Raw genomic sequence first — 15,300 nt, forward strand, 5'->3', positions numbered from 1 at the left:
ACGGCGCAATGGCCATCCCAGGTGCTGCCCGCAAGCGCCGCCTTTTGATGCCGATGACGCGGGGATTGTCGGGGCTGGACTGTTTTTCAGCATCAAGCTTGAATCCGAAATCCCGCCAACAGGGAATCCCCAATGCCGGGAATACGCACACTCAAGGACGGCGCTTTGCCTTGGGTGTTACCGTACTGTCATCTTTAATGGATATGACCCGCTTCTATGGGGTGCGATTGCCTCGTGATTAGCGCCTAGCCCGGCCGCGCTCGATCCTCGTCGGAGGTGGCGTCTATCCCGGGCGCTGCGCGTCCAGAATCATTTGGCAGCAGTCACTTGTCTCTGTGTGATCCAGCACGGCTCTTGTTGGCTCTTGGCATCGCCGTCACAGTGTTCGCTTTCAGCAATATGTCGTCTCGAGCCCAGTCACAGATTGCTGAACCAGAAATAGAATTTGACATTCCAGCGCAGCCGCTCGACGTCGCTTTGGAAGCCTATATCCAGGCGACAGGGTTGCAGATTCTCTATAAGAGTGCACTCACGGCGTCCCGTAACTCTTCTCCCGTGACAGGAAAATTCACACCGCAACGGGCGATCGAACGGTTGCTGGCCGGCACGGATCTGGCCGCGAGCCATACCTCCGAGGGTGCTTTTACAATTCGGCCGCTCGCGGTCGAGCCCGATCGTGCCGTCGGCGCTCAGCGGGTCGTTGATTACGATGCGTTTCTTGGCCTGACCCAACAGAGGATCATCAGATCGCTCTGTCAGAATGCCATGACGCGGCCAGGAGGCTACCGTGCGGCGCTCCAGTTCTCGATCGGATCAACCGGTCTGATAGAGGATCCGGCACTGCTCGATACGACCGGCGACGACGTGCGCGACCGATCGCTTCGAGGAGCTCTTTGGGGGCTTTCAATCGGGCAATCTCCGCCAGCGAATATGCCACAGCCGGTCACCATGATTATCGCGCGGCGCAGCTATCAAGACGAATGCCAGCGGTACATCCATGAAAATCGGTGAAAGCTTCGGCGTTGGCGCCGTGATCGTTCAGGCGAGGCGTACGCAGACGGAGCCGTGCCGTGTCTGAAACGACCTGGGCCAGCCTGCGTCAATTGCTGGTCGATCGGTATTACGACCTCCGCGACAGACTGACCCGCCGCCTCGGCTCTGCGGAATTGGCAAGCGAGGCGCTGCATGAGGTCTATCTGCGCCTCAATCGGACCGACAATCCCGGATCGGTCTCCAGCCCCGCAGCGTACCTGTTCAAGGCAGCCTACAACATCGCCAGCGATCGTCGCCGAACCGAATATCGACGCGGGCATCAGGTCCCGATCGATGCGGTGCTTCATGACATCCCCGATCAACGGCCAGGGCCGGACGGGATTTCCGAGGCGAAGATTGAACTTGCAGCATTGACGGAGGCATTGCTGGCGTTGCCGCCGCGGCAGCGCGCGATTCTGATCGCCGCGCGTTTCGAGCAAATTCCCCGTGCGGAAATCGCCAAGCGCTACAAGATTTCGCGCCGGCAGGTCCAGTTTGAATTGCAGCGGGCCCTGGAGGCCTGCAAGGATTACATTGACAAAAATGTGTAGTTTCGATGTTCACATCGCCGCTTGCCGGAACGTCTTAGGGATTGCGCAGGTCACTCCAGATAGCCCGGATCTGATATCGGCGAGTTTGAGATATGGACATGGCCACCGATATCCCACCCGGGAATAAGGACAGCAAGTCACTGGAGCGAGACGCCATCGCCTGGCTGACACGCGTCACCGACGACGACGCGACGGCCGAGGACCGGGCAGCTCTGCGCCATTGGCTGGCGCAGAGCCCCCGTCATGTCGAGGCGTTCGCCAAGGCCAGCACCCTTTGGCGCGCCATGCCGTCGGTGATCGAGACGATGGTCCGGAGCGGAAGTGTCTCCCTTCCTGTGCCGGCGGAGATGCATCGGGGAGTGATCGGCCGGAGAACGCTGATCGGCGGTTTTGCCACGGCGACAGCGGCCGCGGCATGTTACGCGATGTTCCGTCCGCCGCTCGACTTGTGGCCGTCAATATCTGAACTGGCCGCGGATTATCGCACAGCGACCGGAGAGCAGCGGCAGATCACGGTGGCCGACGGCATCTCGGTCCAGATGAATACACAGACCAGCATCGCGCTTCGCTCGACGGCAACCAATGCGGATCGCTTCGAGCTATTGTCCGGCGAGGCCATCATCGGTGCGGCATCGATTAAGCCGGTCCAGGTGATCGCCGCCGACGGCTTGACCAGCGCGGATGCCGCGAAGTTCAACATCCGTTGCAGCACAGCGAAAATCGTTGTCACCTGCCTCTCCGGCTCGGTGCGCGTCGAACATCGCGATCACGCCGCCACTCTTCGGGAAAAGCAGCAGGTTGCCTACGGCGGCGGCATGATGAGTAACGTGGACCTGGTCGATCCCGTGACCGTCACCTCCTGGCGAGACGGCTATCTGGTGTTTCGGAATGAGCCACTGGCCGACGTCATCGCGGAAGTCAACCGCTATCGGCCGGGCCGGATCGTGCTGCTGGACGCGGAACTCGGCCGTGGATTGGTGACGGCGAGGTTCAGGCTCGATCGTCTCGACGATGTGGTGGTTCAGGTGCGCGATGTGTTCGGAGCCCGCATCCGCACCCTGCCGGCCGGCATTGTGCTGGTTGGCTGACGGGCGGGTCCGCTCACCGCCGAAAAAAGATCAAAAAAATTCTCCGAAGTCGATTCACATCGACCCCGCTCGGAACGTCATAGGACGGTCCGAGGGGATTACATGAATATTTCGTCCAGGTTCGGCTTTGAATTGACGAGAGCCATACGCGACCGGAACGCGTGTTCGGCAAGTCAGACCTATTGGTCCGGACCAACGCGTCTCCCGTATCCATCCGCACCTCCCCACGATGAGGACAGAAGAGTGTGACGGTGCCTCCGCGCACCGCAACCGCAGTCACTCCGTAACGCTCTCATGCTCCGCAACATCGCCTCCGCTGTCTTCGTTCAGGGAATCCTCCATGCCGCTCCGCAGCTTTTCGTCCCGCTCGTTCCGCAAGACGATGCGTCTGCATCATGCTCGAGCCACGCCAATGCTGAGAGCGTCGGCGGGATTGTCGCGCGGCGCGCTACTGGCGGGCGCGAGTGTGATGGCGATGGCGCTGAGCGACGCGGCATTGGCCAGGCCGCTCGGCGGCTCGTCAGGCGTTGCGGCAACGACGGCTGCGATCAACGCGGCCAGTGCGGCCTCGCAGCAGGCGCAGGAAGCGGCGAAGCAAAGCCAGGGCGCGCTGTCGCGGGCCGTGCAATCCATGCAGGCGGTGCAGGCGGCCGCGCGTGCCGCCGCAGCGGCGTCGCAGCGCTCGACGTCGTTGCCGCAGGTGAGCGTTCCCAACGGCCTGGGAGCAGGCGGGCTGCAGGTGGCGCCGGGCGGCACCTGGCAGGGCGCCAATGCCCCGACGCAGTCGGTCGGTGGCGGCCAGACCAATGTCGGCATCCAGCAGATCGCCGCGCAGGCCATCCTGGAGTGGAACAGCTTCAACGTCGGCGCCCAGACCACACTGACGTTCAATCAGCGGGGCAATGCCAATTGGGTGGCACTGAACCGCGTCACCGGCAGCAACAGCCCGAGCCAGATCCTCGGCAACATCAAGGCCGACGGCCAAGTCTACATCATCAACCAGAACGGCATCATCTTCGGCGGCGCCAGCCAGATCAATGTCGGGTCGCTGATTGCGTCGACCGCCAACATCACCAACGCCCAGTTCCAAACCAGCGGCATCTACTCGACGCAGAGTGGCACCGACAACAACAACCACCCCAAGTACGTGCCGAGCTTCACCGGCGCCGGTGGCGCGGTCACGGTGGAAGCCGGGGCGCAGATCACGACCAACACGCCGTCCTCGGTGACCTCGGGCGGCGGCTACGTGCTGCTGATGGGCACGCAGGTCAGCAACGCCGGCCTGATCCAGACCCCGAACGGTCAGGCCGAGCTCGCCGCCGGCGACAGCTTCGTGCTCCACGCCGGATACAGCACGATCGGCAACACCAGCTCGACCACGCGCGGCACCGAGATCGCACCGCTGCTCGGCAGCGGCAGCTTAAGCGGCGCGGTCAGCAACAGCGGCATGATCTATAGCCAGCAGGGCGACATCACGCTGGCGGGCCATGCCGTGACCCAGGACGGCGTTTTGCTGTCGACCACCTCGGTGAGCCAGCGCGGCACCATCCATCTTCTGAATTCCGCCAGCGACAGTACCGGCCGCGTCACGCTGACCGGCAACGCCTTCACTGCTGTGGTGCCCGAGACCGACAGTGACGCCATCGCGCTCGATTCCAAGCGCGACGCGTTGATCGCGGATTCGGCGGCGCAGAATGTCACCCGGGCCGGCGTGGCAGTCGGGCAGTTCGACAATCTCTCGCTGCTGGCCGACCGCCAGGATCAGTCGCGGATCGAGATCGTCACCGGCGGCATCGTCGATATCAGGAACGGCTCGCTGACCCAGGCGCAGGGCGGCCAGGTGGTGGTGAGTGCCGGCCAGCGGGTGTTCATCGAGAATGGCGCCACCCTCGATGTCTCCGGCACCACCGGCACCGTGCTGCCGATGAGCGCGAACAACATCGCGGTCAATGTCCAGGGCAACGAGCTGCGCGACAGTCCGCAGAACCGCGACAGCGGCAATCTGTTCAACGCCAATGTCTGGATCGATGCCCGCGACCTGACGCTGGTGCCGGCCGGCACCGGCGGCTACGCCACCGATCGCTATTATACGGCTGGCGGCCTCTTGGAAGTCTCGGGTTATCTCAACAACACCGGGCACCGGATCGGCGAATGGACCGCGGTCGGCGGCAGCATCACGCTGGCGGCGCCGGAGGTGATCGCGCAGCGGGGCTCGACCTTCAATATCTCCGGCGGCTCGGTGAGATATGCGCCGGGCTATGTCATGACCAGCAATCTGCTTGGCGCCGATGGCCGCCTCTACAGCATCGGCAATGCGCCGGCGGACGTCCAGTTCGTGGCGCTCGCCGGCAGCTTTAGGCGCCCGCATTCTATCCAGGGCAAGGTTGACGATCGGCTGACCGAGATCTGGGCGTCCCCGTTCGGCAAGGGCGCCGTCAATCTGCGATGGGAAGACGGCTACACCGCGGGCCGTGACGCCGGCAGCCTCATTCTGTCGACGCCGACCTCGCTCTTCGAAGGCCAGATCGTCGCCGGCGTGATCGACGGCGAGCGCCAGCGCAACGCGCGCCCGGCCGGCGTCACCGACGGCTACAAGCTGACCCAGAACGTGGCGCCGCTCGCCGGCACCTTGGCGCTCGGCCAGTACACCGCCCGCGGCCTGGCCGGCGCCTACGGCACCAATGTGGTGTTCGGCAACGTGGCCACCGATGTGACCAGTTCGATGTCGGCGACCAGCTCGGTGCCGACCGAGCGGACCAACACCGCCTGGTTCGATGCGCCGACGCTCAACGGCTTCGGCCTCGGCGGCCTCAACGTCGCATCGGCGGATGCGATCAAGGTCGACGCGCCGCTGACCTTCGCGCCTGGCGCGCAGGTCAAGCTGGTCGCGCCGACCGTCGACCTCGCCGCCGACATCACCGTCCGTTCCGGTGCCGTTACCGTCAGCAACATCCTCACCAGCGCTTTGGGCACCCAGACGCTGACGACCCCAAGCGGAGGCGCCGACCTCACGCTGAGGGGCGGCGTCACGATCGATGCTCGCGGAATGTGGGTCAACGAGACGACCGATCCGGACAGCGCCGCCAACCTTGCCTTCCTCAACGGCGGCAGCGTCACCTTCGATTCGACGCAGAACGTGACGCTGGCGGCGGGCAGCACCATCGATGTCTCATCCGGTGGCGCCGTCCTTGTCACTGGCAAGACCCAGGGCGGCAAGGGCGGCAATGTCACGATCATGGCCGGCCACGCACAGCAGGACGCCGGAACGCCCGGTGACGGCACTCTCGTCCTGGATGGCACCATCCGCGCCTATGGCGTGACCGGCGGCGGCGCGCTGACGATATCTTCGCCCGGCAACCTCCTGATCGGCGATAACGCTGGGCTGGCCGGCGGCGTGCTACCAGCCGGCACGCCGGCACCCGTCGCGCTGAAGCTCAAACAGGCGCTGACGATTCCGGCAGGTCAGCCGTTGCCGACGGCGCTGGTGCTGACCTTTACATCAATCGTTTACGACGCGCCGATCCCGGTCGACGTCCGGTCGGCGGGTGTGCCGAGCACGCCGACAGGCGCGGACTGGACTATTCCGAAAGGGATATTGGTGCAGACACGGGTGAACGGCAACATAGAGTATTGGGAAGCGGGTAAGGTGTTGCCGGCGGGGTCGGTCATCTTTAACTTTAACCTGGGCGGAGACGCCGGTGATGTCTTTCCGGCCGGCACCGTCTTCCCTTCGAGCGTTTTTCCCAACGGCATTCCGATCAAGCCCTATCAAATTACCTACGCCGCTGGATCGGTTCAATCCACGCCGATGACCTATCCGGTCGGCGCGATCATCCCGGCCGGCACGCTGTTGCCGCAAACGGTTGCAATCACCCCCGCGCCCGCGCTCAATCCCTCGTTCTTCACCGCAGGATTCTCCAGCTACGACATCAATGGCGGGCAAGGCATTCTCGTTGCGAACAACACTGTCCTTGCGCCCACGATGCCGGTCTACCGGTTTACCGCCGACAGCTATGCGGCGCGCACCGGCAGTGATCCGTCGTCGGCGATGTCGCTATGGCTGCCGCCGCTGTTCACCGAGAACCCGACGGGCGCGACGCTCACGCAGCGCGGCGGCGCCAGCGTGATCTTGCGCTCACTGACCAAATCCAGCGCTGGGGGACTCGTCGATGGCGGCGCGATTGTCGTGAGCGACGGCGCGTCGATCGCCGTCGATCCCGGGCAGAGCATCAAGCTCGATGCCTTTGGCCAGATCACGGTGCTCGGCAATCTCATCGCGCGCGGCGGCAGCATCAACCTCGTCAACGACGCTGACGGCAGTTCACTCGACAAGGGGCGCAACTTCGATGCGGCGGGTAACGGCCGCGGCGTTTCGATATGGATCGATGCCAATGCCAGGCTTGACGTGTCCGGGCTGGCTTACGGCGCGTCCGATTCCGCCGGGCACCGTTACGGGCAAGCAACTGACGGCGGCGCGATCACCATCAATGGCGGCGGCGCCTTCGTGATCATCCGTCCGGGCGCCGAACTCAATGCCGACGGGACGAAGCTCGCGATCGATCTCGCGGCGGGCGGCAATGCGCAGACAGCCAGCCAGCCGCTGACGCTTGCCAGTGGCGGCGGCTCGATTACGCTGTCCTCGCAGAGCGGACTTTACCTCGACGGCGACATGCATGCGTTCGCCGGTGGCGCGGGCGCCTCGGGCGGCGGCCTGTCGATCGCGCTCACCACGCCGATCTTCGACCCGCGGTCGTTCCCCTTTGACCTGAGTGCTGGGTCCCACCTTGTTCCAGCGAATGCAGTCCTTCCCAGCGTCATGACGGTGGTGCAGGGACGTCTGGATTCGGCGCTGCCGCCCGACATCGCGCCCGGCACCAAGGCCGCCTCGCTCATGTTCGGACGGACCACGGTGAGCGCCGACATGGTCAAGGCCGGCGGGTTCGACAGCCTGACCCTGACCTCCGGCGACTATATGCAGTTCTCCGGCAATGTGTCGCTGGCGCTGGGCCGCAGCCTGACGCTCACCGCAGCGGCCTTCACGTCGGGGACGCCGGTGTCTGGACCCATCGATTCCTCGATGCAGCCGACGACCGGCAATGTAAAGCTATCTGCGCCCTACATCCTCTTCAGTGAACCTGCGTCCGAGGTCAAGGACGGGTTCACCAGCGGCAGCATTCGCAATCCCGGCGGCGCGGCGGTGCCGACCATCGCGACCTTCGAAGCTGACGCAAACCAGATCGACATCCAGGGCCTCGTCCAGTTCTCGGCGCGCGCGCCGAACAACATGTTTGCGCCAGGGTTCCTGACGACGAAGCTGGTCAGCCAGGGCGACATCCGCTTCCTGTCGATGGCTGGGGTCATCACGACGCAGCTTGCCACCAGCGGCAATCTCGATCTCCTCGCCGCACAGCTTTATCCGGCGACCAACACCCTTGCCGCAGTGATCGCGGGCAGCGGCAATTCCGATCCCACCGTGACGCTGACCATCGGGCGCACCACCGATACCATTCCGGACGCGCCGTTGTCCGTGTTCGGCAGCCTCGCATTCCAGGCGCCGATCGTCGAACAGGGCGGCATCGTCCGCGCACCGTTCGGCACCCTGACGTTCGGCATGGGTTACCCGGTCTTCACGCAGCGCGTCGATCTGCTGCCGGGCAGCCTGACCTCGGTCTCGATGGCGGGCCTGACGATTCCGTACGGCGGCACTATCGACGGAGTCAGCTATAGCTATAACGGCGCCACCGTGAACAGCATCACGCGGCCCCTGACCAACTTCCCTAGCAACGGACTTGGGTCCGGCATCATCCTGGACGGGCAGTCGGTCAATGTCGCCAGCGGCGCAGTCCTGGACATGTCCGGCGGTGGCACGCTCAGCGGCGCGGGCTTCGTCTCCGGACGCGGCGGCTCGGTCAACGTGCTCACCACCCCGCTCGTCAACGCCAATCCCGCGGCTCCGCTCAGCAAGGCCGGCGACAAGGTCTACGCCATCGTGCCCGGCTATGCGTCCAGCTATGCGCCGGTCGCGCCCGAGAATGGCGCGGGTGATCCGGCGATCGGCCAGCGGGTCACCATTCCGGCGGGCGTTCCGGGGCTGCCGGCCGGCACCTACACCTTGTTGCCGTCCAACTATGCGCTGCTGCCCGGCGCGTATCGCGTCGAACTCGGCGGCAGCAGCACCAACCCGATCACCAGCCCCACGTCGGTCGGCAACGGCACCTACGTCGCCTCGGTGTCGACCGGCGTCGCCAACACCGCGATCCGTAGCAGCCTGCCGGTGACGGCGCTGATCACCGCTGGCACGTCGGTCCGCAAATACTCGCAATACAACGAGCAGAGCTTCAGCGATTTCTTCACTGCGAATGCCGCGCAATTCGGCGGTCTGCGCCCGCTGCTGCCGGCCGACGGCAAGGCGCTGGTGCTGCAGTTCGAGGCGCCGTCATCCCCCGCGACGGGATCGGCGCTGACATTCAACGGCACCGCCTTGTTCCAGGGCGCGCAGGGCGGCTTCCCCGGTCAGGTGTTGTTGAGGAACGTCGGTGAAATCTATGCCGATGCGCCCACGCCGGGGTTCACCGGCGCCTCGGTGCGCGCAGCCGATCTCAATGCCCTCGGTGCGCCACGCCTGATGGTCAATGGCTACGAAGGGATCGTCGACGGCGTGATCCTGTTCCAGGGGGGAAGCGACATCGTCATCCGTGACGGGGTCACGCTCAGAGCAGGTGAGATATTCCTGGTCGGCGGCAACATCAGCCTCGGCAACAATGTGACGTTGAGCACGATCGGGCGGGGCGCCGCGCCGTTCGATTCGGTCTCGACCGGCATGGGTTACAACACCGCCTACGACGTCTCGGTGCTGGCGCTGTCCAACGGCGACCTCAATTTCCTCGGCTCGCAGGGCAACGGCGCTATCACGATTGGAGCAGGGGCGCAGCTTTATTCCGAAGGCACGCTGGCGTTTGCCACCAACGGTGCGTCCACGGTCGATTCCACGGCCCGTTTCGGATCGCGCAACATCGCGCTCGCCGCCGGTGCCATCAACATCGGCGACGCCGCGACCGTCGCCGCGGCCGGCGCGCCGGCTGGTCTGCTGTTCGACCAGACACTGTTCAATACACTTGTCCATGGCGACGCCAGCCATGGCGCGCCAGCGCTGGAAAGGATCACACTGACTGGCAGCAACTCGATCAACCTGTTCGGCAGCGCCGGGCTCGATGCCACCGGCAGCGGCGTCGATCTCGTGCTCAACGCGTCAGCGATCTACGGATATGGCGCGGCAGGCGACCGTAACGTGATCGCCGCCAACAAGATCACCTGGAACGGGATCGCCGGCGCCACGCCGCCGGCCATCGCCGCGGGCGGGCCGGGCACCGGCAGCGGCACGCTCGATTTCGTCGCCGATGAGATCGATTTCGGCCGCTTCGTCTCGCTCGATAGCAGCTCGGTGAGCCGCGTCGTCTATGGCTTCGGCAATGTCAACATCATCGGTCGATCGCAGATCGTCTCGGCCGGCAACGGCAAGCTGTACGTCTACCAATCGCCCAGCTCCGATCCCGCGGCCGTGTTCGGCCAGAGCGGAACAGGCGGCAACCTGACGCTGACGACCCCGCTCCTGACCGGGCTGCAGAAATCGATCATGGCCTATGCCGCAGGCGGGGCGCTCAACGTCGTCGCGCCCGCAGGTATGGCGCCGAGCGCGGCGAAGAGCACGGTGTCGGGCGCCGAGATCGACCTGACCGGCGACAGCGTCGCCATCGGCAGCACGATCCTGCTGCCGAGCGGCAAGCTCGTGGTCAACGCCACCAACAATATCGCGCTCAATGACGGCAGCCGCATCGATCTCAGTGGCCAGCCGTCTCAGATCCAGAAGGCGACGGTCTACGGCTTCGGCGGCACGGCGATCTTCAACAGCGCGCAGGGCGGCGTCACGCAGACCGCGGGCTCGACAATCGACGTCTCCGCTACCAATGCCGATGCCGGATCGATCAGCATCAGCGCGGTCAATGGACCGGTCGCGCTCCGCGGCACGCTCAACGGCACGGCGACGGGGGGAGCCACCAGCGGCGACTTCAGCGTTACTACCGCCACGCTCTCCAACGCCGACTTCACCGCGCTCAATGCACTTTTAACGCAGAGCGGCTTCTTCAATGCGCGCAGCTTTGACATCCGGACCGGTGATCTCGTCATCGGCGATGGCGTGAAAGCCCGCAATGTCATGGTCTCGGTCGACGGCGGCAGTCTCACCGTCACCGGCACGATCGATGCCTCCGGCGCGGCGCCGGGCACCATCCGGCTCTCCGCCGGCGACGGTCTGACGCTGGCCTCGAGCGCGGTGCTCGATGCCCATGGCACGGTGCTGCAGACAGATAGCTACGGGCACGCCATCGAGGCCAAGAACCGCGGCCATATCGAGCTGACCGCCGCGGGTGGCACGCTGACGCTGTCTCCTGGCGCCACGCTCGATCTCACCACGCCGAATGGAGTGGCCTATGGCGATGTCCAGCTGAACGCGCAGCGGACCGGCGAGACCTCGGGCGACGTCGCCATCGACGCCACCGGTCCGCTCAACATCAAGGGCGCGTACAGCATCGCGCTCAACGCGTTCTGGACCTATGACCTGCCGGCGGGCAGCGCCATCAGCCAGGCGACGTTGGATGGCTATGACACCGCGAGCACGACCTTCATGAACGCCGCGCTGGGGAACGGCGCGCTGCAGGGCAGGATCGCGGGCCTGTCGTCCTACGGCCGCGCCTTCCACCTGCGCCCGGGCGTTCAGATCACCTCGAGCGGTGATCTCTCGACCTCGGGCGATATCGACCTCGCGAAATATCGTTACGGCGCGACCGCCGATCGCGACCCGAACTCGGCGACTTACGGCGCGGGCGAACCGATGGCGCTGGTAGTGCGCGCGGCAGGTGGCCTGACCGTCAAGGGAAGCATCTCGGACGGATTCAAGTCGTCGGCCGGAATACCGGCGACTGTTACGATCATCGACGTCACGAACATCTCGTTCTTCTCCCAGAGAACATTCAACGGTTACACCTTCTGGCAGGATAACAACACCGACGTTGTTGTCATGAGTGACTGGACCATCCCGAACGACGCTTTTTATAATTGGTGGACCTTTGAGTACTGGGGCAATCTGGTCGATAGCAACAATAACGCTTACAACCCCGGAGACACTATCCCGGCGGGCACGATAATTAGTGCCAGCAACAGTTATGGGTTTGCATTCGAGCCGTCCAACATGCCTATCGTCGGAGTTGTGACGAGCCCTGCAGTCCCAGGCGCGGCTGCTACAGCCCCGGCGGCGTCAATGCTCGCGCCAGGTTCGCTGTCGGCATCGGTTCGCCTCGTGGCGGGCGCAGATCTCGCAGCCGCCGACCAGCGCGCGCTGCAGACGAGACAGGCGCTCAACGGTCGCGGCAATCTCACGCTGAACGACCCTGTTTACAATTCATCGCTGAACGGCACGTTCTTCAGCGTGGTCCGCACCGGCACCGGCAGCCTCGATCTGCTGGCCGGTGGAAGCTTCAGCGAGGCCACGCCTTACGGCGTCTACACCGCCGGCACACAATCCGCGCCGGTCCTCGCGGCTGACGGCAGCAACCCTTACGACGTCGTTGGAGCCGCGAGCAGCGGCACCTCGCAGGCGTGGTATCCGGAGCATGGCGGCGACCTCCTGCTCACGGCTCAGCAGGATGTCACCGGCAACATCCAGATCTTCGACAACAACACGCGCTATGTGGACTCTGATCTCACCGGCAATTGGTTCGGTCGGCAGGGAGGCGGAGGGTTGTCCGCCGATCCGGCCGCCTGGTGGGTCAACTTCGGCTCCTATGCAAAGACCTCTCAGTTTAGCGATAGGTCGCAGCTTGTCGGCTTCCAGGGCATCGGCACTCTCGGCGGTGGCAACCTGACCGTGATTGCGGGCGGCAACGCAGGCGTGACGGGCAACGGCTCGACCGGTCTCGATCTCGCGGTGGCTTCGACTGGACGGGTGCTGGCGGACGGCACGCTGCTGCAAACCGGCGGCGGCGACCTCACACTGAAAGTCGGCGGCAAGCTTAACTTCGTAATGCCGATCTTATCTTCGCAAGTGCCCGACTATTACGGCTCTATCACCGATCTGCGCGGCGACATTGTCGTGAAAGCTGGTTCTATCGGTGCGTTCGCGGTGAACAACGGCGGTGCCGCCTTCACCTCGGTCGATCCGCGCGCAACCGATCCCAATATCTTCAAGCGCTCGCTGAAGACGCCCGGCCCGATCTTCACGCCGGGTGACGGCACGGTCAGCATCATGACGCGCGGCGACCTGGTGTTCGGCGGCACCGGTGATGCCGGCATGGGAGCCTTGGTCGATCTCAAAGGCATTCCCTATACGCTGCGCAATGCGGATGGCACGACCACGCTGGTCGCCGGCGGGCAATCGAGCTTCACGCTATGGAGGCCGGCGACCGCGATCAACCTGTATTCAGCCGGCGGCGACGTCGCGCCGTTGACGGGGACCGCCTTCAACGCCGTTGAAAACAGCAACGGCTTCTATCCAGGAACGTTGATCGTTGCGGCGGCCAACGGCGATATCCGCTTTGCGGAGCCCGTGTCTCGCGATCAGACCTTCACGGTTCTCGAGCTGATGCCATCGCCATCAGGCCAGCTTGAACTCCTCGCCGCAGGCTCGATCTACGGCTCGACCCAGGTGGTCGCAATGTCAGGGGCCGATATGAGCACGCTGGCAACGCCGTTCCGTCCCGTGTTCAATACGTCGGTGGGCGGCGGCGGCAACACCAACGCCAGCCCGACGTCGGCGTACATGGTCAATCAGTTCAATCCGATCGCCTTTGGTGAGGATACGCCCATCTCCAATCTGCATGCGGGCGATGCGCAGCCCGCGCTGGTCTATGCAGGCTTGGACATCGACGACCTGATCCTCGGGCAGCAGCAGAACGCCAGCATCAACTTCCGAACCGCTCCGAACCACGACACCTGGTATCTTGCGGCCAAGCCGTTCGAGGTGATCGCCGGGCGCGATATCGTCGGCACCGGCCCGACGCCAAGCGTGTTCCTGAACACAAGCGGCAACGATATCTCGCTCATGCAGGCAGGCCGCGATATCATCTACCAGTCGGTCACCATCGCGGGACCGGGCCTGCTTCAGGTGCAGGCCGGCCGCAACCTGTATCAGGGCTATTACGGGTCGCTGGTCAGCGTGGGCGATCTCCTCGATCAATCAAACAAGTCACGTGGCGCCGGCATCACAGCGCTGGCGGGAGTCGGCGCGAGCGGTCCCGATTATGCGGCTTTCGCCAAGCTGTATTTCGATGCCGCCAACCAGTTGCCCAAGGACACGCCGCTCGCCGGCAGCGGCAAGGTGGTCCACAGCTATGACCAGGAATTGCTGGCGTGGCTGCAGCAGCGCTTTAACTACACCGGCACCGCGGCGGATGCGCTCGCCTTCTTCCTGGCTCTGCCCACGGCGCAGCAGGGCGTCTTCGTGCGTGACGTCTATTACAAGGAGCTCACCCGGAGCGGCCGCGAATACAGCGGTGCGATCACGAGCCCGCGCCCTCGCAGCTATCTGCGCGGCCGCGAGGCGATCGCGACGCTGTTCCCGGATCAGGATGCCGACGGCAAGCCGATCACCTATTCAGGCGCGATCACGATGTTCAGTGGCTTTACAAAGGATGTCTTGGGCAATCCCTACCTCGCCGACGCCGGCATCCAGACCCAGTTCGGCGGCGGCATCCAGATCCTCAATCCGGGTGGAAGGACCCTTATCGGTGTCGAAGGCGTGTCGCCGGGCGCCGGCGCAGGCCTGATCACGCAGGGCTCAGGCGACATCGACGTCTATTCGCTCGGCAGCGTGCTGCTCGGCCAGAGCCGCATCATGACCACTTTCGGCGGCAACATCCTGGTGTGGTCGGCCACCGGCGACATCAACGCCGGCCGCGGCTCGAAGACGACGACGATCTTCACGCCGCCCAAACGCACCTACGATGCCTATGGCAACGTCTCGCTGTCGCCGGTCGTGCCGTCGGCCGGCGCCGGCATCGCAACGCTCAACCCGATCCCGCAGGTGCCGGCGGGCGATATCGATCTGATCGCGCCGCTCGGCACCATCGACGCCGGCGAGGCCGGCATCCGCCATTCCGGCAACGTCAACCTTGCCGCGCTGCAGATCGTCAATGCCGCCAACATCTCCGGGCAGGGCACGGTGACGGGCGTGCCGACCGTGCAGGCGCCAAACATCAATGCTGCGCTTGCGGCGAACAGCACCGCCGGGGCGGCGCAAAAGACCACGGCGCCGACGCAGTCCACCAACAGCGACCAGCCATCGATCATCATGGTCGAATTCTTGGGCTTCGGCGGCGGCAATGGCGACCAGGATGAAACCTCACGCAAGGATCGCCGCAGCGACGCTTCCGGTGGACTCCGCTACGATCAAAATAGTTCGGTTCAGTTCGTGGGCCTCGGCAATCTCACCAGCGAGGAAAAGGTCCAGCTAACCGAGAGAGAAAGACATAACCTGAAAGGGCAATCTCGGTAACGCGCCGGAGGTTCTGCCCGCGCAAGCCCGATGACCCGGTTTTCGCCGAAATGCGGGATACGATAAACTCGGCGACCCCCGTCGT

Annotated in this window: 5 protein-coding genes; all 5 read left to right on the forward strand. The window is 64.5% G+C overall.

What is annotated here, in order from left to right; translation table 11 throughout:
• Positions 1–242 (forward strand): hypothetical protein (locus OZ411_RS18590; RefSeq protein ID WP_282529118.1); only part of this gene is annotated, 242 nt, incomplete at its 5' end.
• 115 nt (positions 243–357) lie between these two features.
• Positions 358–1,011: an STN domain-containing protein gene (locus OZ411_RS18595; protein WP_282529119.1), complete on the forward strand. Its 654-nt coding sequence runs from the start codon at positions 358–360 to the stop codon at positions 1,009–1,011.
• 59 nt (positions 1,012–1,070) lie between these two features.
• Complete coding sequence (locus OZ411_RS18600) at positions 1,071–1,583, forward strand: sigma-70 family RNA polymerase sigma factor (protein ID WP_130577380.1); 513 nt, start codon at positions 1,071–1,073, stop codon at positions 1,581–1,583.
• Positions 1,584–1,681: 98 nt separating this feature from the next.
• Positions 1,682–2,671, forward strand: coding sequence for a FecR domain-containing protein (locus tag OZ411_RS18605; protein WP_282529120.1), 990 nt, complete (start codon positions 1,682–1,684; stop codon positions 2,669–2,671).
• Positions 2,672–3,083: 412 nt separating this feature from the next.
• Entirely contained in the window at positions 3,084–15,215 is a 12,132-nt protein-coding gene (locus OZ411_RS18610; RefSeq protein ID WP_282529121.1) for a filamentous haemagglutinin family protein, read from the forward strand.
• The last annotated feature ends 85 nt before the right edge of the window (positions 15,216–15,300 follow it).

This window comes from Bradyrhizobium sp. Arg237L (genome assembly GCF_029990105.1).
In the GTDB taxonomy this organism is placed as follows: domain Bacteria; phylum Pseudomonadota; class Alphaproteobacteria; order Rhizobiales; family Xanthobacteraceae; genus Bradyrhizobium.